Origin of the sequence: Streptomyces qaidamensis, assembly GCF_001611795.1 — a bacterium.
Taxonomy (GTDB): Bacteria; Actinomycetota; Actinomycetes; order Streptomycetales; family Streptomycetaceae; genus Streptomyces; species Streptomyces qaidamensis.
On the sequence record NZ_CP015098.1, the window covers coordinates 4,457,616 to 4,478,300 of the forward strand.

Below are 20,685 nucleotides of genomic sequence, written 5' to 3' on the forward strand. Positions count from 1 at the left end.
GGTCACGGGCGGTGATCCACACGGCCGGTCACGGGCGGTGTCTCACGCAGCCGGTCACGGGCAGTGCCTCACGCAGCCGGTGACAGGCGGTGTTTCACGTGAAACACCGCCCCGCCGGGAAGGTCAGACCGCCATCAGCGGTGCGTCGGAACGCCACTTCAGGACCTTGTCGAAGCTCACCACGGCTCCGCCCCGGCCCGGCTTGTTGCCGATGTGGACGTGATCGGCGAGCTCCTCGATGAGACCCAGCCCCCTGCCGTTCTCCGCGTCGGAGTGCGCAGGGCGGATCTGCGGACGGGACCGCCCGGCGGATGCCGCGGGGAACCCCGGACCCGCGTCGGCGACCTCGATCCGGCACTTCTCGCCGTCGAGGTACGCGGTGACCCGGTACGCCTCCGAACCGGGGCCACGCCCCGTGTCCCCGCCGTGCTCCACGGCGTTCGCGCACGCCTCGCTGAGGGCGACGGAGAGGTCGTAGGAGATGTCGGGGTCGACGCCCGCGGTCTCCATCGTGCCGATCAGCAGGCGGCGGGCGAGCGGCACGCTCGCAGCTTCGCGCCGCAGATGGAGTGACCACCAGATGCTCATGCTCCAGCCTCCTGGCTGCGGCTCGACATACCGTTACGTATTGCCCTCAGTGGCCGTGTGTAAGCGTGAAGTTGACGTGACGCCGCCCATACGGCGGATGCGCGCTGGTCCTGATCGGTGTATGTGGGGGCAGACATCGGCGCATCTGGGGGCGTGCAGGGCCAGAGCATGACGTTCCGGTCGTAGGGCATCTTGTGGACCTGCCGCACGGGGCCTGCGGGGCCAGTGCGATGATGAGCCCGCCATGACTGCCCCCCACGCGCGCGCGGCGCGCTCCGGACACACGTTCCGGATCCTGCGGGCCGCGGTGTTCGCCGCGGTCTGCGTCGTGCTGGCCGGGGCAGGTCACGCGCTCGCCTCCTGCGACGGCATTCCGCTGTGGACGCTGGGCGCCGGATTCCTCGGGGTGGTCGCGGTGGCGGCTCCGCTCGCCGGGCGCGTGCGCTCGCTGGCGGGGATCACCGTGATGCTCGCGGTCGGTCAGACGGTGCTGCACACGCTGTTCGGCCTCGGCCAGCACGGTACGACCGCCGTCACGCCCTCGGTGCCGGCGGGCGGAAGCGACGCCGCGCTGGTCCAGCAGGCCGCGCGGTTCGTGTGCGGCACGACGGCGGCGGCGATCAGCCCGGCGCAGGCCCACAGGATCCTCACGGAAGCCCGGATCCAGCCGTCTCCGGGGGCGCACACGCATCTGCCCGCGGACACCCTGTCCGAGTCGGCCTCACTGTGGCCGTCCCTGCCGATGCTGCTCGGTCACGTGCTCGCGGCGCTCGCCGCCGGCTGGCTGCTGCGCCACGGCGATCTGGCCCTGCTGCGGCTCACCGAACTGTCGGCGCAGGGAGTCGCCGAGGGGGCGCTCATGCGCTCCCTGCGGGCTGCCCTCGCGCTGGTCCGCGCCCTGCGCGCCGGGCTCCCGGGAGCCCCGGAGGCCCGCCCGCACCCGGCGCGCGCCGCGCGGCCCGCGCCCTCGATGTCTCGCACCCTGGCACTCCAGCACTCGGTGATCCGGCGCGGCCCGCCGGCCGCCACGGCTTCCGCAGCCGCATTCGCCCTCGCCGCCTGACGCGACGCGACCACCACCACTCCGCTCCTGCGGAGGAGGGGCCGCCGTCGTGCGGCACGCGCGTGCGCGCACCCCTCCTTCCACACCCACACCGAATCACAGCGGAGTGCTCCTTCCATGAAGGCTTCCCGTATCGCCGCGGCCGGTGCCGCCGCCGGTATCACCGTCCTCGCCCTGTCCGCGCCCGCCTTCGCGCACGTCACCGTGCAGCCCGAGGGCACGGCCGCCAAGGGCGGCTACGCGGTCGTGGACTTCAAGGTCCCCAACGAGCGTGACAACGCCTCGACCACCAAGCTGGAGGTCAACTTCCCCACCGACCACCCGCTGGCCTCGGTGATGCCGGAGCCGGTGCCCGGCTGGGACATCAAGGTCACCAAGTCCACGCTGGACAAGCCGCTGGAGATGCACGGCAAGAAGATTTCCGAGGCCGTCACCAAGGTCACCTGGACCGCCGACGGTGAGGGCATCAAGGCCGGCTTCTTCCAGAAGTTCCCGGTCTCCATCGGCACCCTGCCCGAGGACACCGACCAGCTGGTCTTCAAGGCCCTGCAGACGTACTCCAACAAGGAGGTCGTCCGCTGGATCGAGGTGCCGCAGAAGGGCCAGGAGGAGCCCGACAACCCGGCCCCGGTGCTGGAGCTGGCCGCGGCCTCCGAGGACGGGCACCACGGCTCGGCGGCCGACGAGGACTCCGATGCCGAGTCGGCCGAGAAGGCCTCCGCCCACACCGCCGCCTCCGACTCCGCCTCCTCCGACGGCACCGATACCACCGCCCGAGTCCTGGGCATCGTCGGCATCGTGGTCGGCGCGGCCGGTGTCGCCTACGGCGTGCTCGCCGGGCGCCGGCGCACCACCGCCTGAGGCTGCTTCCGTTGACGGCGCGCGCCGGATCCCGCCTCCGGGCGGGACACCCCCGGTGCGCGCCGGGTCACCGACATCTGGGACATTTTTCTATGCGCACCAAGACCTTCGCCGCGGCCGCACTGCTCGCCGCCGCCTCCCTGACCCTGACCGCCTGCGGCAGCGGCGACGACAGCAACAAGCCCGTCGCCGTGGTGTCGGAGGAGGCCGGTACCGACAAGGCCGCCACCGTCCTCGACAAGCCGTTCGAGAAGCCGGACCTGGTCCTCACCGACACGCAGGGCAAGAAGTACGACCTCCGCAAGGAGACCGCGGGCAAGCCCACGCTGATCTACTTCGGTTACACCCACTGCCCGGACGTCTGCCCGCTGACGATGAACAACATCGCCGTCGCCAAGAAGCAGCTGCCCAAGGCCGAGCAGGACGAGCTGCGCGTGGTGTTCGTCACCACCGACCCCAAGCGCGACACCTCGGCCGAACTCGGCAAGTGGCTCAAGGGCATCGACCCCAGCTTCGTCGGCCTCACCGGCGACTTCGCGACCATCCAGGCCGGCGCCCGCACCCTCGGCATCTCCATCGAGCCGACCAAGAAGGACAAGAACGGCAAGCTCGTCTCCGAGCACGGCACCCAGGTCATCGCGTTCTCCCCGAAGACCGACGGCGGCTACGTGCTCTACGGCGAGGACGCCACCGTCGACGACTACACCAAGGACCTCCCCAAGATCGCCAAGGGGGAGAACCCGTGAGGCTCAGGTTCGGTCCGGCCGCCCTCGTCATAGCCGGGGCTCTGGCCCTGGCGGGGTGCGGCGGCTCGGACACGGGCGGCTCCGGCGGCAGCGGCTCCGGGAAGGCGGAACTCTCCGTCGGCTCCGCGTACATGCCGCAGCCGGTGTCCGACGACATGGCGGCGGGCTTCCTCACCGTCACCAACAAGGGCGGTGCCGCCGACGACCTGACCTCGGTCACCAGCGACATCGCCGGGCAGGTCACCGTGCACGAGACCGTCGACGGGGCCATGCAGGAGGTCAAGAGCCTGAAGATCCCCGCGGGCGGGCGGCTGGAGCTGAAGAGCGGCGGCGACCACCTGATGTTCGAGCAGCTCAAGCGCAAGCCGAAGGAAGGCCAGACGGTCTCCGTCGAGCTGCACTTCGCCCACTCCGACCCCGTGAAGGTCGAGATGCCGGTGAAGCCGGCGACCTACACCCCGAAGACCGGACACTGAGGGAGGGACCACTGTGACGCTGACCATCGCCCCCCGCGTCCGGACACTGGTGTTGCTGCTCCTGGCCGCGGCCTGCGCACTCCTCGCCGGAGCCGGCCCGGCCTCCGCGCACGCCGCGGTGACCGGCAGCGACCCCGGCCAGGGGGCGGTGGTCGACAAGGCCCCGGCCCGGATCTCGCTCACCTTCTCCGAGCAGGTCGCGATGTCCGACGACTCGCTGCGCGTGCTCGACCCCGAGGGCAAGCGCGTCGACACCGGCAAACCCTCCAACGTCAGCGGCACGACGTACGCCGTGCCGCTGCACTCGGGCCTGCCCGACGGCACCTACACCGTGGCCTACCAGGTCGTCTCGGCGGACAGCCATCCCGTCGCCGGCGCCTACACCTTCTCCATCGGCGCCCCCTCCAAGACGTCCGTCTCGGTCTCCGGGCAGTCGGCCGACGACGGAGTCGTGGGCTGGCTGTACGGCTTCGGCCGCTATGTGTCGTACGCCGGGTTCATCGTGATGGCCGGCGGCGCCGCCTTCGTGCTCGCCTGCTGGCGGCGCGGTTCCGGGGTGCGGCCGGTGCAGCGGTTCGTCGTCTCCGGGTGGGTCGCGCTCACCGCGGCGACCCTCGCCCTGCTGCTGCTGCGCGGCTCCTTCACAGGCTCCGGGAAGGTCGCCGACGTCTTCGACCTGTCCCTGCTCGGGCAGGTACTCCAGACCAAGACCGGCGCGGCCCTGGTGTCCCGGCTGCTGCTGCTCGCCGCGGCTGCCCTGTTCATCGCCGTGCTGTTCGGCGCGTACGACAAGCGTGAAGACGCCCAGGAGAAGCGGGACCTCACCTTCGGGCTCTCGATCGGCGGCGTCGTCGTGGCGGCCGGACTCGCGGCGAGCTGGGCGATGTCCGAGCACGCCTCGGTCGGCCTCCAGGCGGGCATCGCCATGCCGGTCGACGTGCTCCATCTGCTGGCCGTCGCCGCCTGGCTCGGCGGACTGGGCGCGCTCCTGGTCGCCCTGTACCGCGCTCCCGCCGACACCTCGGTCGACCGGCCCGCCGTACACCGCTTCTCCCGGATCGCCTTCGGTAGCGTCCTCACCCTGATCGCGACCGGCACGTATCAGTCCTGGCGCCAGCTCGGCTCCTGGTCGGCCTTCACCGACACCCGCTACGGCCAGCTCCTGCTGGCCAAGATCGGCCTCGTCGTCATCATGGTCGGCGTCGCGTGGATCTCGCGCCGGTGGACGGGCCGGCTGGCGGAGACGGCGCCGGTGGAGGAAGCGGCGGTACGCGAGAAGGAGCGGGTCGGCGCGGGCACAGAGCCCGCCGGTGCCGTGGACACCACTGCCACCGGTGACGGAGACGCCCCTGCCGCAGGCGCGAGCGACCTCGACCTCGACTCCGGCTCCGGCTCCGGCTCCGGCTCCGGCGGGCATCCCGGCACTGAACGTGCCGCGCAGCTCGCCCGGCAGCAGGCCGCCCGGGACGCCGCACGGCAGAAGCGGATGCGGGACGCGGACCCGAACCGCTTCGGACTGCGGCGCTCCGTACTGGCCGAGGCCGGCATCGCGGTCGTGCTCCTCGCCGTCACCACCGTGCTGACGCAGACCGAGCCGGGACGCACCGAGCAGGAGGCCAAGGCGGCCTCCTCGTCCTCCGCGTCCGCCTCGTCCGACACGGGCGCGTCCGGGGCGCTGACCCTGAACATGCCGTTCGACACCGGCGGCGAGGACGGCAAGGGCATCGTCACCATCGACCTCGACCCCGCCCGCGTCGGCGACAACGAGATGCACGTCTTCGTGGAGCGGCCCAACGGCCGGGCATTCGACATCCCCGAGGTGAAGGTCGCATTCACCCTCAAAGCCAAGGACATCGGGCCCCTGCCTGTCGTCCCCGACCACATCGCTACCGGACACTGGTCGGCGAACGGAGTGCAGATCCCCATGGCCGGCGACTGGCAGGTCGACGTGACCGTGCGGACCTCCGACATCGACGAGGTGACCGTCTCCAAGAACGCGCAGATCGGCTGAACGACCATGCCTGAACAGTCCCTTCCGAAGGCCCGCACCCCCGAGGTCACCCCGGGGGAGAAGGAAGCGGCCCTCGCCCACGAGGGCATCTCACGGCGACGGCTGCTCGGCACCGCCGGTGCCACCGGGCTCGTCCTCGGCACGGCGGGCGCCGCCGTGGGTTACGCCGCCGCTCCCTCCGAAGCCGCGGCTCCGCTCACCTCGCTCGGCGCGGACCGGTCGATGTTTCACGGGAAACATCAGCCCGGCATCACCGACGGCCTCCAGGCCCGCGGCCACGTCCTCGCCTTCGACCTGGCGGCGGGCGCCGGGCGCAAGGAGGCCGCCGCCCTGCTCCGCCGCTGGTCGGAGACGGCCCGGCGGCTGATGGCCGGCGAGCCGAGCGCTCACGACGACACCGACGTGGCCCGCGACGCCGGGCCCTCGTCCTTGACGATCACCTTCGGATTCGGCCACAGCTTCTTCGCCCGGACGGGCCTGGAGAAGCAGCGCCCCACCGCCCTGGACCCGCTGCCCGAGTTCTCCTCGGACCACCTCGACAAGAACCGCAGCAACGGCGATCTCTGGGTGCAGATCGGCGCCAATGACGCTCTGGTCGCCTTCCATGCCCTGCGCGCGGTCCAGAAGGACGCGGGCCGGGCCGCCAAGGTGCGCTGGCAGATGAACGGCTTCAACCGCTCACCGGGCGCCACCTCCCATCCCATGACGGCCCGCAACCTGATGGGCCAGATCGACGGCACCCGCAACCCCAAGCCGAGCGAGGCCGACTTCGACCAGCGCATCTTCGTCCCCGAGAAGGGCGAACCGGCCTGGATGGCGAACGGCTCCTACGCCGTCGTACGCCGGATCCGCATGCTCCTCGACGACTGGGAGAAGCTCTCTGTCAGGGCGCAGGAGGACGTGATCGGGCGCCGCAAGTCCGACGGGGCGGCACTGTCCGGGGGCACCGAGACGACCGCGATGGACCTGGAGAAAACGGACGCCAAGGGCAACCTGGTCGTCCCGATCAACGCCCACGCCCGCATCACCCGGCCCGACCAGAACGGCGGCGCGGCGATGCTCCGCCGGCCGTTCTCCTTCCATGACGGCATCGACACCGACGGGGTCCCCGACGCGGGCCTGCTCTTCATCTGCTGGCAGGCCGATCCGCTGCGCGGCTTCGTGCCGGTGCAGCGCAAACTCGACCGTGGCGACGCCCTGTCCACGTTCATCCGGCACGAGTCGAGCGGGCTGTTCGCCGTGCCGGGCGGGGCCGCGGAGGGCGAGTACGTGGGACAGAAGTTGCTGGAGGGGTGAGAGTCGCGCTCTGTACGGGCTTGTGGGGGATAGCGCTTCCGCAAGCCCATTAGGGTGAGGTCATGCCAGCGAGCTATGCGTATCTCGGTCCCGAGGGCACCTTCACCGAAGTCGCCCTGCGCACGCTTCCCGAGGCCGCCACTCGGGAACTCGTCCCGTACGTGTCCGTCCAGTCCGCGCTCGACGCGGTACGTGCCGGCGAGGCCGAGGCCGCGTTCGTGCCGATCGAGAACTCCGTCGAGGGCGGCATCACCACCACCCTGGACGAGCTGGTCGCCGGCGCCCCGCTGATGATCTATCGCGAGGTGCTGCTGTCGATCACCTTCGCGCTGCTGGTCAGACCCGGCACGAAGCTGTCGGACATCAAGACCGTCTCCGCCCACCCGGCCGCGCAGCCGCAGGTCCGCAACTGGCTGAAGAAGCACCTGCCGGACGCGCACTGGGAGTCGGCCGCCTCGAACGCGGACGCCGCCCGCCTGGTCCAGGAGGGCCAGTACGACGCCGCCTTCGCGGGTGAGTTCGCCGCCGCCCGCTACGGCCTGGAGGCCCTGGAGACCGGGATCCACGACGCGGAGAACGCCCAGACGCGGTTCGTGCTGGTCGGCCGGCCCGCCCGGCCTGCGGCGCCGACCGGCGCGGACAAGACCTCGATCGTGCTGTGGCAGCGCGACGACCACCCCGGCGGCCTGCGCGACCTGCTGGGCGAGTTCGCCACCCGCGGCATCAACCTGATGCTGCTCCAGTCCCGGCCCACCGGCGCGGGCATCGGCAACTACTGCTTCTGCATCGACGCCGAGGGCCACATCTCCGACCGCCGGGTGGCCGACGCCTTGATGGGCCTGAAGCGGATCTGCCTCCAGGTGCGCTACCTCGGCTCCTACCCGCGCGCGGACGTGCGTCCGGGGGATGTGCAGCGGCCGCGCCTGGGGACCTCCGACGACGAGTTCATGGCGGCGGCGGACTGGGTCGCACGGTGCCAGGACGGCCGCTTCTAGGCCGGTCGTACCTGCCGATTGTCGTTATCCACAGAAGTTTTCCACAGGTCCGCTTCTCGACCTGGGGACAAGTCGACAACGAAGCATGAGTCAGTCGATAAATCGCCCTACAGGCCCTTGATGGGCGCATCGTCGGGCAGGTCACCCTTCGTCCACCGTTTCCCCTTGCGTAACTCTTAGGGGTGACCCATTTCCACTCGAAAGTGAGGGTAGAGCGGGTTTGCGAGGGGAATTCTGAGGGGTGACCGGGCCTTCCGGAGTGATCAATTCCGAAGTCCACAGATCTTCCACACAGCCTGTGGATAACTTTGCGAGGGGTGTGGATCCCTGTGGACAACTCAAGCCCAAATCCCGCTCCGCACAAGGGATTCACGTCAACACGATGCCCTGCGGATGCCTCGCGCCAGGGACGGTGGGCTGTTTTATTGACACCGCACGCAATTCGCCTATAACGGTATGTATGCCGCGCCGGTCATAGTGAGTCGTGGGCGGTGACCCCACACCGGTAGCCTTGGGCGCGTGATTGACCTTCGCCTGCTCCGTGAGGACCCCGACCGTGTGCGCGCTTCGCAGCGCGCCCGTGGAGAGGACGTCGCCCTCGTCGACGCCCTCCTGTCTGCCGACGAGCGGCGCAGGTCGTCCGGCGTCCGCTTCGACGAGCTGCGCGCCGAGCAGAAGGCACTCGGCAAGCTCATCCCCAAGGCGGCCGGCGACGAGAAGGCCGAGCTGCTGAAGACGGCGGGCCGGCTCGCCTCCGACGTCAAGGCGGCCGACGCGGACCGCGACGCGGCCGCGACCGAGACCCAGGAGCTGCTCCAGAGGCTCGGCAACCTCGTCCACCCGGACGTGCCCGTGGGCGGCGAGGAGGACTTCGTCACGCTCGAGACGCACGGCACGATCCGCGACTTCACCGCCGAGGGCTTCGAGCCCAGGGACCACCTGGCGCTCGGCCAGATCCTCGGCGCGATCGACGTCGAGCGGGGCGCCAAGGTCTCCGGCTCACGCTTCTACTTCCTGACGGGCGTGGGCGCACTCCTGGAGCTGGCCCTGGTGAACGCGGCGATGGCGCAGGCCACCGCGGCTGGCTTCACCCCGATGCTGACCCCGGCGCTGGTGCGTCCCCAGTCCATGGCGGGCACGGGCTTCCTCGGCCAGGCCGCGCAGGACGTCTATCACCTCGCCGACGACGACCTCTACCTGGTCGGCACGTCCGAGGTGCCGCTCGCGGCGTACCACATGGACGAGATCCTCGACGCCGAACGCCTCCCCCTGCGCTACGCGGGCTTCTCGCCCTGCTTCCGCCGCGAGGCCGGCTCGCACGGCAAGGACACCCGGGGCATCTTCCGCGTGCACCAGTTCGACAAGGTCGAGATGTTCTCCTACGTCGCTCCCGAGGACTCGCAGGCCGAGCACCAGCGCCTGCTGGAGTGGGAGAAGCAGTGGCTGACCTCGCTGGAGCTGCCGTACCGCGTGATCGACGTGGCGAGCGCCGACCTCGGTGCCTCGGCCTCCCGCAAGTTCGACTGCGAGGCGTGGATCCCGACCCAGGGCAAGTACCGTGAGCTGACCTCGACCTCGGACTGCACCGAGTTCCAGTCCCGCCGCCTGTCGATCCGTGTCCGTGACGGCAAGCAGGTCAAGCCGCTGGCCACGCTCAACGGCACGCTGTGCGCCGTCCCGCGCACGATCGTGGCGATCCTGGAGAACCACCAGCAGGCCGACGGTTCGGTGCGGGTGCCCGAGGTGCTGCGTCCGTACCTGGGTGGCCGGGAGGTCCTGGAGCCGGTGGCCAAGTGAGCGACACGGCTTCCCCGGGCGCCTTCCCGTACCGGCTCGTCGCCACCGATCTCGACGGGACGCTGCTGCGCTCCGACGACACGGTGTCGCCACGCACCCGTGACGCGCTCGTCGCCGCCACGGCGGCGGGCGCCGCGCACATCGTCGTCACCGGCCGCGCCGTCCCGTGGACCCGGCACATCCTCGACGACCTCGGCTACCAGGGCCTGGCCGTCTGCGGCCAGGGCGCACAGGTCTACGACGCCGGCGCGCACCGCCTGCTGACGTCGGTGACGCTGGACCGGCAGCTGGCCGGGGTCGCGCTGGCCAAGATCGAGGCGGAGGTCGGCCCGCTCCACCTGGCGGCGAGCCGCGACGGCCTGGATGGCGAGGTGCTGGTGGGTCCGGGCTACGCGGTCCAGGGCACCCTGCCCGCCACGCCCTTCACGGACGCGTCCGACCTGTGGACCGCGCCGCTGAACAAGCTGTACATCCAGCACCCGACGCTGACGGACGACGAGCTCTGCGAGGCGGCGACGCGCACCGCCGGCGGTTTCGTCACCGTGACGATGGCCGGCGCGGGCATCGTCGAACTCCTCCCTCTGGGTCTGTCCAAGGCGACGGGCCTGTCCCTGGCGGCCCGCCGGCTCGGGATCAAGGCGGCCGACACGATCGCCTTCGGCGACATGCCCAACGACATACCGATGTTCGCCTGGGCCTCCTACGGCGTCGCCATGGCGGACGCCCATGAGGAACTGAAGGCGGTGGCCGACGAGGTGACGTCCTCCCACGACGAGGACGGCATCGCGGTGGTGCTGGAGCGACTGCTGGGCTGAGCCTCGGGCCCTCCGGGCCGGGTGGTGAGGGCTCGATGCTCAGGACTCGACGGTGCTCTGCGGAGGATGCACGGATCGAACGTGCGCGGGCCTTTTCGGACCCGACCACGGTTTAGCAAACCGGTGCCTTACCACTCGGCCAATCCTCCGGGTGGGCGGCCCACGCGATGTGTGATTCGCGTGCTCGAAGCGGCCGCCCCGGGCAGCTCCCCGTGTGGGGCGGGTTCTACGGAGGGGTAGCGACTACTCCGGATCCCGCCGCGGGCTGCCCTGAAGGGAGCTGGACGTGCTGCCGTGCATGGACATCGTCCCGCTCCTCTCCCAGAACGTGGCGCCGGGCTTCCCGCCCGGCCGTGACGACGTCCACTCTGCCCGCCGGGCGAATGGGGCGCCACCGATTAAATCGGCGGTCGATCCGTGGTAGTGGTCCGGCTACTTCCTGCGCCATCTGCGCCGCCGGGCCTTGCTGAAGAACCAGCCCGCGGGCGGCTCGTCGGAGCGCCAGGGCTGCGGCTCCGGTTCCTCGCGCCGCCACTTGGCGGCGAGCATCCGGGCACGGGCGGACGGCTCGGAGGCCCCGGCGGAGCGTATGAAGTCCTCGTCCAGTACGACGCCGTCCAGGTCGTCCGGGGCTTCGCCCCGGGACCCGGACCCGGCCGGGGAACGGGCCCCGCTCCCCGGCTCGCCGGTGGACTGCCCACCGTCGTCGTACTGAGCCCTCTCGCCCGCCATCCCCGTCCTCCTAGCCGTCCAACTCCCGTGGCCCTGCCCCTACATCCCGTTCGCCCAGTGTGCCCGGACAGAGGTGAAACCCCCGTCAAGGCCGGGGCACGTCACTCCTCGCCGGCGAGCGTCAGGGAGCGCAGCTTCTGTCCGGCGAACCAGGTGGCCAGCACCGTGACGGCCACCAGCAGCACCGTCGCCGTGGTCAGCCCCACGTCCGAGGAGACCAGGTCCCCACCGGACACCTTCTGAGCCACCGCCAGCGACCACTGCTGGACGCTCAGCGTGCGCGCACCCGGCACCAGGGAGCCGAACAGGGCCTCCCAGACCAGGGCGTAGACCAGCCCGAACACCACCGCGTGCCGGGAGACCGTGCCGAGCAGCAGGAACAGGGCCGCGTAGGCGATGGAGGCGACCAGGGCCGCTACCGTGTAGGCGACGGCGACCTGCTGGCCGTTGCCGTTCAGGATGAATCCGGCGATGAGTGTCGGCACCGCGGAGAACACCATGGTCACCGCGATCGCGACGATCAGCTTGGTGAAGATGATGGTCGGCCGCTTGATCGGCTTGGACAGCAGGTACACCACCGAGCCGTCGTCGATCTCCGGGCCGATCGCGCCTGTTCCGGCGATGACGCCGATGATCGGCACCATCGTGGCGAGGGCGAGCCCGCCCAGCAGGTCGGACGCCGTCTGGTCGTCCGCCCCGGCCAGGCCGCGCACCGCCACGGCGATCACGATCAGCAGCAGGGGCAGAGCGCCCAGGATGAGGGCCCGGCGCCGGCCGAGCAGGGCCCGGTAAGTGAGCCGGGCGACTGTGGGGTCGTACATCAGGGCCTCCTACGCCGCGACCAGGTACGAGAACACGGACTCGAGGGACTCGTCGGACGGCGAGACCGTGATCAGCCGGATGCCGTGGTCCCTGGCGACCTTCGGCAGAAGGGCCGTGAAGCGGCCGAAGTCGACGGCCTGGATGCGCAGCGCGCCCTCGGCGACGTCGACCTCGATGCCGGCCGTCGACGGGTCGGCGATCAGCGCGGCCGCGAGGGCACGGTCGTCGCTGGAGCGCACCAGGTAGCGGTGCGGCCGGTCGGTCATCAGGCGGCGGATCTTGCGGAAGTCCCCGCTGGCGGCGTGCCGGCCGGCGACGACGACCTCGATGTGCCAGGCGAGTTGCTCGACCTCTTCGAGGATGTGGGACGAGAACAACACCGTGCGGCCCTCGTCACCCATGCGGCGCAGCAGGTCCATCAGCTGCATGCGCTGGCGCGGGTCCATGCCGTTGAACGGTTCGTCCAGCAGGAGCAGTGAGGGGTCGTGGACGAGGGCGCTGGCCATCTTCACGCGCTGGCGCATGCCCTTGGAGTACGTCTGGATCTTGCGGTCTTGGGCGTACTCCATCTCGACCGTGGCGAGCGCCTTCTGGGCCGCCCTGGCGCCGAGGCCGTGCAGCTCGGCGTTGGCCAGGACGAACTCCTTGCCGGTGAGGAAGTCGTACATCGCCTCCCGCTCGGGGACGACACCGATGTGCTTGTAGATCTGCTCGTTGCGCCACACGGCCTGGCCGTCGAGGGTGACGGTGCCGGTGGAGGGGGCCAGGAAGCCGCCCATCATGTTGATGAGGGTGGACTTTCCGGCGCCGTTGGGGCCGAGCAGGCCGGTGACGCCGGGGCCGATGGTCATGGTGATGTCGTTGACGGCGACCACGTTGCCGAACCAGCGGGAGACGTGGTCGATGTTGAGCGTGGTCACAGTCCCACCTTCTTGTAGCGGCGCATCAGGAGGCCGTAGCTCGCCGCGATGAGGCCCAGGGCGACGACGACGTAGACGACGCCCTCGCCGGTGCTCGGGCCCACCCCGCTGGGGGAGGCGGATGTCGCGCCCAGGAACGCGGACTGCACACCGTCGACGATCGTGATCGGCGAGAACAGCCCGATCCACGGCACGGCATCGCCGCTGCCCTGGGCGTCGGCGATGGCCTGGAGTGTGGAGACCGCGCCATAGGTGATGGTCAGCACGGCGATCACGGCCGCGATGCCGAATCCGCGGCGCGGCGTGAAGGACGCGATGACCAGGCCGATTCCGGCGAAGAGCAGTGAGAGCAGTGCCACGGAGACCAGTCCCTGTGCGAATCCCTTGGTCTGGTCGGCGAAGTCCAGCTTGGCCAGCAGCGCGCCCACGTAGAGCACGAGCAGGGGAGCGGCCGTGAGGACGAACAGCGCCGAGGCCAGCGCGGCGAACTTGGCGCGGACGTAGTCGGCGGTCTCGATGGGCCGCGAGAAGTACAGCGGAACGGTCTTGAAGCGCAGGTCGCGCGAGACGGACTGGGGTGCCTGCGAGGCGACGTACAGGCTGATGACCGCCTGCATGATGACGGCGTACCGCGTGTAGTCCACGGGCAGGGCGTTGGCCTTGGTGGCGACCGCGACGGCGACCATGATGGCCGCGGGCACGCACATCACCACGAAGAGCAGCATCGGCAGCACCTTGGACTTCACCGAACGGCCGAGGCCGTAGGAGCCGCGCAGGGACTGCGAGTACAGCGAGCGGCGGGCGTAGGCGCGGCCGAGGCGCGGGCCGTCGTAGCTGCGGTAGCCGATGTTGTGGATGCGGGTCTGGTCGCCCGGGGCCGGGGCGGATGTCCCCGTGGAGTGCTCAACCGCCATGGCCGACCGCCTCCTTCCGCTGCTCGCGTTCGTCGCTGCTGGTGAAGACCTCGGAGATGTGGTGCCGGCGCTGCTCCATGCGCACCAGGCCGAGTCCGAGGTCCGCGATCACGTCCCGGACCAGGTCGTATGTCTCCTCGCCCTGCGCGGTGAGCAGCAGGACGTGGCCGGCGCCCGGCAGGCCGCTGCCGTCCTCGACGGTCACTCCGCGTGCGTGCAGCGCCTCACGGACCGCGCGGGTGCCGTCCGGGTGCTCGTCGGAGTCGGTGACCTCGATCGCGAGGGTCGTGGTGGTCTGCGTGAAGTCCGTGGTGGAGCTGGAGCGCAGAAGCTTGCCGCCGTCGACGACCACGACGTGGTCGCAGGTGCGCTCCAGTTCGCCGAGGAGGTGGGAGGTGACCAGGACCGAGATGCCGAAGTCGGTGTGGATGCGGCGGATCAGGCCGAGCATCTCGTCACGGCCGACCGGGTCGAGGCCGTTGGTCGGCTCGTCCAGGAAGACCAGCTGCGGGTCGTGGACGAGGGCCTGCGCGAGTTTGACGCGCTGTTTCATGCCGGTCGAGTAGCCGCCGATGGGGCGGTAGCGCTCCTCGTACAGACCGACGTGGCGCAGGGTGTCGGCGGTGCGTTCACGCGCGGCGGTGGGCGGCAGGCCGGACATGCGCGCCATGTGGACGACGAACTCGGTGGCCGAGACGTCCGGCGGCAGGCAGTCGTGCTCGGGCATGTAGCCGACCCGCTCGCGGATGGCGGCGCCTTTGGTGGCGACGTCGAGACCGAGCACTTCGGCGCGGCCCTCGGTGGCGGGGGACAGACCCAGCAGGATCTTGATCAGTGTGGACTTGCCGGCTCCGTTGGCCCCGACGAGTCCGGTCACACCGGGTCCGACGTCCACGGAGAGCCGGTCAAGCGCGGTCACCCGGGGGAACCGCTTGCTCAGGCTTTCGGTCGCGATCACAGTCACCCTTAGAAGGTAGAGGTCGTGTGCGTGGCGGTCGTCACTCCGCAGAGCTGTCTTCGGATCAGCCCCAGGTATTACGGGCCCCTAGGGGAGCTGGTTCTCGAGGGTTACCACGACCGGGAATCTCCTATTGACGAACTCTCTAACAACTGTCAGATTCGCCGGATGACGTTGCTGACGGGCGCGCGGGAGCGCTGGGTGCGGACCGGCGGAGTCGAGCTGTGCGTGGCCGAGCTGGGTGATCCGGGGCGGCCGACGGTCGTCCTGGTGCACGGCTATCCCGACAGCAAGGAGGTGTGGTCCGAGGTCGCCGGGCGGCTCGCCGGACGCTTCCACGTGGTGGCGTACGACGTCCGCGGCCACGGCCGGTCGACGGCGCCGCGTCCGCTGCGGGGAGGTTTCACCCTGGAGAAGCTGACGGACGACTTCCTGGCCGTCGTGGACGCGGTGAGTCCGCACGCGCCGGTGCACCTGGTGGGGCACGACTGGGGCTCGGTGCAGGCCTGGGAGTTCACCACCGTGCAGCGCACCGAGGGGCGCATCGCCTCCTTCACCTCGATGTCCGGGCCGTCCCTCGACCACCTCGGCCACTGGATCGCCCGGCGCGTGAAGCGGCCCACCCCGCGCCGGGCCGGCCAGCTCCTCGGGCAGGGGGCCCGGTCCTGGTACGCGTACCTGCTGCACACGCCCGTGCTGCCCGAGCTGGCCTGGCGCGGCCCGCTCGGCATGCGCTGGCCACGGATGCTGGAGCGCGCCGAGAAGGTGCCCCGGGGCGGCTACCCCACCGCGTCCCTGCCGTCGGACGCGGCCCACGGCGCCTGGCTGTACCGGGACAACGTCCGGCCCCGGCTGCGCGCGCCACGCCCGGACGCGCACGCCCACGCGCCCGTGCAGGTCATCACGCCCCTGGAGGACCGGTTCCTCTCGTCGCGGCTCCACGATGAACTGGAGCAGTGGGTTCCGCAGCTGACCCGCAGGACGATCCAGGCGGGGCACTGGATCCCGCGCACTCGCCCGGACCAGCTGGCCTCCTGGATCGAGGAGTTCGTGACGTCCGTCGGGAGCGGCCGGTCCCCGCTGACGGCGAGCGGCGAGCACGCCGAGCGGTTCGGCGGGCAGCTCGTGCTGGTCACCGGGGCGGGCAGCGGCATCGGGCAGGCAACGGCGCTCGCGTTCGCCCAGGCCGGAGCGCGTGTGGTGGCCGTTGACCGGAACGCCGGGGCGGCGGTCCGCACCGCCGAGAAGTCCCGCCTGCTGGGCGCCCCCGAGGCCTGGGCGGAGACGGTCGACGTCTCCGACGAGCAGGCCATGGAGAAACTCGCCGAGAAGGTCACCACCGAGTACGGAGTGGTGGACGTCCTCGTGAACAACGCCGGGATCGGACTGTCCGGTTCCTTCTTCGACACCACGCCGGAGGACTGGAAGAAGGTCCTCGACGTCAACCTGTGGGGCGTCATCCACGGCTGCCGGCTCTTCGGCCGGCGGATGGCCGAGCGCGGGCAGGGCGGCCACATCGTCAACGTGGCCTCGGCCGCGGCGTACCAGCCGTCCCGGGCGCTGCCCGCCTACAGCACCTCCAAGGCTGCCGTGCTGATGCTCAGTGAATGCCTGCGGGCGGAGCTGGCAGGCCAGGAGATCGGCGTGACGGCGGTGTGCCCCGGGTTCGTCAACACGGCCATCACCTCGACGGCGCACTTCGCCGGAGTCGACGCCGGGGAGGAGCAGCGGCTGCAGAAGCGCGCCGCCCGTCTGTACGGACTGCGCAACTACCCTCCGGAGAAGGTCGCCCGTGCGATCTTGCGAGCTGTGACGCGCAACGAGGCGGTGGTGCCGGTGACACCGGAGGCGCGGGGTGCGCGCTGGCTGTCACGGTGGGCGCCGGGAGCACTGCGGGGCATCGCGCGACTGAAGCCGCCGGTGTGAAGCGAAGCCCAAAACGCCTAAAGCGAAGGGAAGTTGTCCACAGAACCGCCAATTCTCCTGTGGATAACCATACTTGGCTGTGGATCAAACCTCCGAGGGGAAACTCGATCGCGTGATTCGCATCTCTCGCGCACGCTGGGGGGATGGACGAAAGACGCACCGTGAAGGTGTCGAAGTACCTGTCGAAGTATCTGCGCCACCAGCCCGAACGCATCGGGCTCACGCTCGACGAGGCCGGCTGGGTCGAGATCGACACGTTGATCGCCGCAGCCGCCACGCACGGCTTCCGGTTCACCCGCGACGAACTGGACCATGTCGTCGCCACCAACGACAAGCGGCGTTTCGCCGTCGAGGGCACCCGCATCCGCGCCAGCCAGGGCCACAGCGTTGACGTCGACCTCGGGCTGGCGTCGGCCACCCCGCCCGCGCGCCTCTACCACGGCACCGTCGCCCGCACCCTGGATGCGATCCGGACCGAGGGACTCCGTCCGATGAACCGGCACGCCGTGCATCTCTCGCCCGACCGGGATACGGCGACCCGTGTCGGAGCCCGCCGAGGGCAGCCGGTCGTGCTCGGGGTGGACGCGTCCGCCATGCACGCCGACGGCCACGTCTTCCACGTCAGCGCCAACGGGGTGTGGCTCACCCAGGCCGTACCGCCGCGCTACCTGCGCTTTCCCGGACCGCACTGACCCGGTGGTGTGGCCAGACACTCAGGGTGACGGTTTCACGTGAAACACGGGCGGCCTGCCGGGCTCCCTTAGGCTCGGTCTCATGAGTCTGCGCCTGAGCACCGTGATCCTCCCGTACCGCCGATGGCACGAAGGCGGCCGCGCGGCCTGGACGCGCGCGGAGCAGCTCGGCTTCCACACCGCCTACATCTACGACCACCTGTCCTGGCGCACCTTCCGGGACGGCCCGTGGTTCGGCGCCGTGCCGACCCTCACGGCCGCCGCGAGCGTCACCGACCGGCTGCGGCTGGGCACCCTGGTGACCTCCCCGAACTTCCGGCACCCCGTGACGCTCGCCAAGGAACTGATCTCCCTCGACGACATCTCCGGAGGGCGGGTCACGCTGGGCATCGGCGCGGGCGGTTCGGGCTTCGACGCCACCGCGCTCGGCCAGGAGCCGTGGACACCGCGTGAGCGCGCCGACCGCTTCGCCGAGTTCGTCCCGCTGCTCGACCGGCTGCTCAGCGAGAACGCCGTGTCGTACGAGGGTGACTTCTACTCCGCCCACGAGGCCCGGAACATCCCCGGCTGTGTGCAGCGGCCCCGGCTGCCGTTCGCGGTGGCCGCGACCGGTCCGCGGGGGATGCGGCTCGCCGCCCGGTTCGGCCAGGCGTGGGTGACCACCGGTGACCCGAAACTGTTCGAGAACGGCACGCCCGAACAGTCGATTCAGGCCATTCGCGGACAGGCGGAGAGGCTCGACGACATCTGCGCCGAGGTCGGCCGGGACATGACCGGCCTCGACCGGGTCCTGCTCACCGGCTTCACACCGGACCGCAACGGCCCGCTGGAGTCCCTGAACGCGTTCGTGGACTTCGCCGGACGGCATGCGGAGCTGGGCTTCACGGAGATCGTGATCCACTGGCCGATCGCCGACTCGCCGTTCGCGGCGGAGGAGAAGGTCTTCGAGCAGATCGCGATGGAGGCGCCGGCACAGCTGCGCTGAGCGTCGCCGGACGGGTCGGGGAGCCTCTGGTCAGAGCGGTATCAGGGCGGTATCCACTCACCTGTGCGGAGCCCCGCACGCCCGTGCAGGCATGTGCGGGACAATGGCCGGGTGACCTCAGCGACCCGACAGCCCGAGACCGCGGCCAAGACCCTCCCGCCGCGGCTGATCGCCACCGACCTCGACGGCACCCTGCTGCGCGACGACAAGTCGGTGTCCCCGCGTACGGTCGCCGCGCTGGCCGCCGCAGAAGAGGCGGGCATCGAGGTCTTCTTCGTCACGGGCCGCCCGGCCCGCTGGATGGACGTCGTCAGCGACCACGTGCACGGCCACGGCCTGGCCATCTGCGGCAACGGCGCCGCCGTGGTCGACCTGCACGGCGGTGCGGGCGCCCACCGGTTCGTGAAGGTGCGGGAGCTGGCCAGGGAGAACGCCCTGGACGCCGTACGGCTGCTGCGCGACGCGGCGCCGGGCACCGTGTACGCGGTGGAGCAGACGTACGGCTTCTACCAGGAGCCGGCCTACCCGAAGCTGCACATGGAGATACCGGACAGCCTGGCCCCGGCCGAGGAGCTGCTGGGCCCGGACCACCCGGCCGCCGCGGAGCCGGTGCTGAAGATCCTCGCCTACCACCCCCAGATCGACCCCGACGCCTTCCTGACCCTGGCCCGCCTCGCCATCGGCGACCGTGCCAACGTCACCCGCTCCAGCCCCAGCGCCCTGCTCGAGATCAGCGGCCCGGGAGTGTCCAAGGCCAGCACCCTCGCCCTGTGCTGCGCCGAGCGCAACATCTCGCACGAGCAGGTCGTCGCCTTCGGCGACATGCCGAACGACGTCGAGATGCTGACCTGGGCGGGCCGGTCGTACGCGATGGGCAACGCCCACCCGGACGTGATCGCCGCCGCCTCGGGCCGGACGGTCGCGAACAACGAGGACGGTGTGGCGGTCGTGATCGAGCAGTTGCTGGCGGAACTGCCGTAGCCACCGGGGCCCGGGGTGTCTCAGAGGGAAACCCCGCGCGCCGCAAGCCATGACACCGGGTTCACCGCCGAGCCCGTCTCGGGCGTGACCCGGGCCTCGAAGTGCAGGTGCGGCCCGGTGGAGTTGCCCGTGGTGCCCGACTGGCCGATCCACTGGCCCGGGCTGACGTGCTCCCCCTGGTCGACCGCGAGGGAAGCAAGGTGGGCGTACTGCGTGTAGTAGCCATCGGCGTGCTTGAGCACGATCTCCATGCCGAAGGCACCGCCGCAGGACACCCTCACCACCCGGCCCGCGCCCACGGCCCGCACCGGCGTGCCGATCGGCACCGCGAAGTCCTGCCCGGTGTGCCGACTGGACCACCGCGCACCACCGCTGCCGTAGGACGCGGACAGTTCGTACGTCTCGACCGGCGCGACCCACTCGCCGTCGGTGAACCCCGTTTCCGGCTGGTCGAGCCGGACGGCTCCGCGGCACGCCCCGGCCGCGACCGCGGCGTCCGCCTCCCCTTGGAGCCGCGAACGGGCCGTCTCCAGCTTCTGCTCGATGTCCGCCTTCAGCCCGGCGAGTTGGAGGTTGCGCTTCTCCAGCGCCTGCCACCGGTCCGCGGCCCTGGCCTCGTCCGCCGCGAGCCGTGCCTCGGCACGCTGGTTCTTGGAGATCGCGTTGTCGACGGCGAGATGCGCCTGCGAGAAGGCGTGCTGACCTCGCATCAGACCGTCGGGACTGTCGGCGAGGATCATGTGCGCGGCCACCGGCAGGCCCCCGCTGGTGCGGTACTGGGCCCGGGCGATCCGGCCCAGGTCCTCGTGCAGGGCGGCGATGTGTTGCCGCTGCGCGTCCAGGAGTTCCTCCGCCCGCTGCGCTTCCGCACGCTGCCTCTCGGCCTCCTCGCGGCCGGCCTCGTACTGCTGTGTCGCCACCGCGGCCTCCTCGTACAGCCGCGCCACCTCGGCGCTGAGGCCCGCCTCCGCGCCGGTCCCGGTGCCGCTCCCGGGTTCCTCGGGTGCCGCCGTCGGCCGGGCCGCGAGCACGGTCAGCGCACACAGCAGGACCGGAACCACTAGCCGATGGCGGCGATATGAGCGCATGTCAGTGATCCTCGCCCAG

At 70.8% G+C, this 20,685-nt stretch carries 20 protein-coding genes and 1 tRNA gene; 13 read left to right on the plus strand and 8 right to left on the minus strand.

The window, feature by feature from the left end; all coding sequences use genetic code 11:
* Positions 1-123: 123 nt before the first annotated feature.
* The gene (locus A4E84_RS19675; RefSeq protein WP_062927838.1) at positions 124-588 is read right to left on the minus strand and encodes an ATP-binding protein; all 465 of its coding nucleotides are present in this window, start codon (positions 586-588) and stop codon (positions 124-126) included.
* Positions 589-832: 244 nt separating this feature from the next.
* Between A4E84_RS19675 and A4E84_RS19680 the strand changes: the two genes are divergently transcribed.
* The 9 genes from A4E84_RS19680 to A4E84_RS19720 all read left to right on the plus strand — a co-directional run bounded on the left by A4E84_RS19680 (position 833) and on the right by A4E84_RS19720 (position 10,648).
* Complete coding sequence (locus tag A4E84_RS19680; RefSeq protein WP_062927839.1) at positions 833-1,651, plus strand: hypothetical protein; 819 nt, start codon at positions 833-835, stop codon at positions 1,649-1,651.
* A 117-nt stretch (positions 1,652-1,768) separates the two neighbouring features.
* Positions 1,769-2,512: a YcnI family copper-binding membrane protein gene (locus A4E84_RS19685; protein ID WP_062927840.1), complete on the plus strand. Its 744-nt coding sequence runs from the start codon at positions 1,769-1,771 to the stop codon at positions 2,510-2,512.
* A 92-nt stretch (positions 2,513-2,604) separates the two neighbouring features.
* Positions 2,605-3,258 (plus strand): SCO family protein, encoded by a 654-nt coding sequence (locus tag A4E84_RS19690; RefSeq protein ID WP_062927841.1) that lies wholly within the window; start codon positions 2,605-2,607, stop codon positions 3,256-3,258.
* Positions 3,255-3,734 carry a copper chaperone PCu(A)C gene (locus A4E84_RS19695; protein ID WP_062927842.1) on the plus strand — a complete coding sequence of 160 codons (480 nt, stop codon included), beginning with the start codon at positions 3,255-3,257 and terminating at the stop codon, positions 3,732-3,734. The genes A4E84_RS19690 and A4E84_RS19695 overlap by 4 nt, the downstream gene beginning before the upstream one ends.
* Positions 3,735-3,747: 13 nt before the next feature.
* Complete coding sequence (locus A4E84_RS19700) at positions 3,748-5,745, plus strand: copper resistance CopC/CopD family protein (protein WP_062927843.1); 1,998 nt, start codon at positions 3,748-3,750, stop codon at positions 5,743-5,745.
* A gap of 6 nt (positions 5,746-5,751) precedes the next feature.
* The gene (efeB, locus tag A4E84_RS19705) at positions 5,752-7,041 is read left to right on the plus strand and encodes an iron uptake transporter deferrochelatase/peroxidase subunit (protein WP_062927844.1); all 1,290 of its coding nucleotides are present in this window, start codon (positions 5,752-5,754) and stop codon (positions 7,039-7,041) included.
* A gap of 62 nt (positions 7,042-7,103) precedes the next feature.
* Positions 7,104-8,036, plus strand: coding sequence for a prephenate dehydratase (gene pheA / locus A4E84_RS19710; RefSeq protein ID WP_062927845.1), 933 nt, complete (start codon positions 7,104-7,106; stop codon positions 8,034-8,036).
* 519 nt (positions 8,037-8,555) lie between these two features.
* Positions 8,556-9,833, plus strand: coding sequence for a serine--tRNA ligase (gene serS / locus A4E84_RS19715; protein ID WP_062927846.1), 1,278 nt, complete (start codon positions 8,556-8,558; stop codon positions 9,831-9,833).
* Positions 9,830-10,648 (plus strand): HAD family hydrolase, encoded by an 819-nt coding sequence (locus A4E84_RS19720; RefSeq protein ID WP_062927847.1) that lies wholly within the window; start codon positions 9,830-9,832, stop codon positions 10,646-10,648. The genes serS and A4E84_RS19720 overlap by 4 nt, the downstream gene beginning before the upstream one ends.
* A gap of 60 nt (positions 10,649-10,708) precedes the next feature.
* Here the strand turns inward: A4E84_RS19720 and A4E84_RS19725 are convergent.
* The 6 genes from A4E84_RS19725 to A4E84_RS19750 all read right to left on the minus strand — a co-directional run bounded on the left by A4E84_RS19725 (position 10,709) and on the right by A4E84_RS19750 (position 14,994).
* A tRNA-Ser gene (locus A4E84_RS19725) sits at positions 10,709-10,797 on the minus strand.
* A gap of 283 nt (positions 10,798-11,080) precedes the next feature.
* Positions 11,081-11,380, minus strand: a complete 300-nt coding sequence (locus A4E84_RS40875) for an SGM_3592 family protein (RefSeq protein ID WP_079129025.1) — start codon at positions 11,378-11,380, stop codon at positions 11,081-11,083.
* Positions 11,381-11,481: 101 nt separating this feature from the next.
* Positions 11,482-12,201, minus strand: a complete 720-nt coding sequence (locus A4E84_RS19735) for an ABC transporter permease subunit (RefSeq protein ID WP_062927848.1) — start codon at positions 12,199-12,201, stop codon at positions 11,482-11,484.
* Positions 12,202-12,210: 9 nt separating this feature from the next.
* Positions 12,211-13,122, minus strand: a complete 912-nt coding sequence (locus A4E84_RS19740; RefSeq protein WP_062927849.1) for an ABC transporter ATP-binding protein — start codon at positions 13,120-13,122, stop codon at positions 12,211-12,213.
* Positions 13,119-14,036 carry a hypothetical protein gene (locus tag A4E84_RS19745; protein WP_062927850.1) on the minus strand — a complete coding sequence of 306 codons (918 nt, stop codon included), beginning with the start codon at positions 14,034-14,036 and terminating at the stop codon, positions 13,119-13,121. Before A4E84_RS19745 ends, A4E84_RS19740 begins: the two co-directional genes overlap by 4 nt.
* Positions 14,026-14,994 (minus strand): ABC transporter ATP-binding protein, encoded by a 969-nt coding sequence (locus tag A4E84_RS19750; protein ID WP_062927851.1) that lies wholly within the window; start codon positions 14,992-14,994, stop codon positions 14,026-14,028. The genes A4E84_RS19745 and A4E84_RS19750 overlap by 11 nt, the downstream gene beginning before the upstream one ends.
* A 168-nt stretch (positions 14,995-15,162) precedes the next feature.
* On the opposite strand from A4E84_RS19750, the gene A4E84_RS19755 reads away from it, so the two are divergent.
* The 4 genes from A4E84_RS19755 (at position 15,163) to A4E84_RS19770 (ending at position 19,578) form a co-directional block, all read left to right on the plus strand.
* Positions 15,163-16,920 (plus strand): SDR family oxidoreductase, encoded by a 1,758-nt coding sequence (locus A4E84_RS19755; RefSeq protein ID WP_062927852.1) that lies wholly within the window; start codon positions 15,163-15,165, stop codon positions 16,918-16,920.
* 143 nt (positions 16,921-17,063) lie between these two features.
* Positions 17,064-17,612 (plus strand): RNA 2'-phosphotransferase, encoded by a 549-nt coding sequence (locus A4E84_RS19760; RefSeq protein WP_062927853.1) that lies wholly within the window; start codon positions 17,064-17,066, stop codon positions 17,610-17,612.
* An 82-nt stretch (positions 17,613-17,694) separates the two neighbouring features.
* Complete coding sequence (locus tag A4E84_RS19765) at positions 17,695-18,597, plus strand: LLM class flavin-dependent oxidoreductase (protein WP_062927854.1); 903 nt, start codon at positions 17,695-17,697, stop codon at positions 18,595-18,597.
* Between the two features lie 111 nt (positions 18,598-18,708).
* The gene (locus A4E84_RS19770) at positions 18,709-19,578 is read left to right on the plus strand and encodes an HAD-IIB family hydrolase (protein WP_062927855.1); all 870 of its coding nucleotides are present in this window, start codon (positions 18,709-18,711) and stop codon (positions 19,576-19,578) included.
* Between the two features lie 20 nt (positions 19,579-19,598).
* Here the strand turns inward: A4E84_RS19770 and A4E84_RS19775 are convergent, their stop codons facing one another.
* Positions 19,599-20,666 (minus strand): M23 family metallopeptidase, encoded by a 1,068-nt coding sequence (locus tag A4E84_RS19775; RefSeq protein WP_062927856.1) that lies wholly within the window; start codon positions 20,664-20,666, stop codon positions 19,599-19,601.
* Between the last annotated feature and the right edge of the window lie 19 nt (positions 20,667-20,685).

What these genes read in the sequence shown, in the direction of transcription:
- A4E84_RS19755 (WP_062927852.1), top strand. Translation starts at nt 15,163, where the DNA reads ATGACGTTGCTGACGGGCGCGCGGGAGCGCTGGGTGCGGACCGGCGGA.
- A4E84_RS19765 (WP_062927854.1), top strand. Translation starts at nt 17,695, where the DNA reads ATGAGTCTGCGCCTGAGCACCGTGATCCTCCCGTACCGCCGATGGCAC.
- A4E84_RS40875 (WP_079129025.1), bottom strand. Translation starts at nt 11,380, where the DNA reads ATGGCGGGCGAGAGGGCTCAGTACGACGACGGTGGGCAGTCCACCGGC.
- A4E84_RS19735 (WP_062927848.1), bottom strand. Translation starts at nt 12,201, where the DNA reads ATGTACGACCCCACAGTCGCCCGGCTCACTTACCGGGCCCTGCTCGGC.
- A4E84_RS19760 (WP_062927853.1), top strand. Translation starts at nt 17,064, where the DNA reads ATGGACGAAAGACGCACCGTGAAGGTGTCGAAGTACCTGTCGAAGTAT.
- efeB (WP_062927844.1), top strand. Translation starts at nt 5,752, where the DNA reads ATGCCTGAACAGTCCCTTCCGAAGGCCCGCACCCCCGAGGTCACCCCG.
- A4E84_RS19675 (WP_062927838.1), bottom strand. Translation starts at nt 588, where the DNA reads ATGAGCATCTGGTGGTCACTCCATCTGCGGCGCGAAGCTGCGAGCGTG.
- A4E84_RS19775 (WP_062927856.1), bottom strand. Translation starts at nt 20,666, where the DNA reads ATGCGCTCATATCGCCGCCATCGGCTAGTGGTTCCGGTCCTGCTGTGT.
- A4E84_RS19685 (WP_062927840.1), top strand. Translation starts at nt 1,769, where the DNA reads ATGAAGGCTTCCCGTATCGCCGCGGCCGGTGCCGCCGCCGGTATCACC.
- pheA (WP_062927845.1), top strand. Translation starts at nt 7,104, where the DNA reads ATGCCAGCGAGCTATGCGTATCTCGGTCCCGAGGGCACCTTCACCGAA.
- A4E84_RS19690 (WP_062927841.1), top strand. Translation starts at nt 2,605, where the DNA reads ATGCGCACCAAGACCTTCGCCGCGGCCGCACTGCTCGCCGCCGCCTCC.
- A4E84_RS19680 (WP_062927839.1), top strand. Translation starts at nt 833, where the DNA reads ATGACTGCCCCCCACGCGCGCGCGGCGCGCTCCGGACACACGTTCCGG.
- A4E84_RS19745 (WP_062927850.1), bottom strand. Translation starts at nt 14,036, where the DNA reads ATGGCGGTTGAGCACTCCACGGGGACATCCGCCCCGGCCCCGGGCGAC.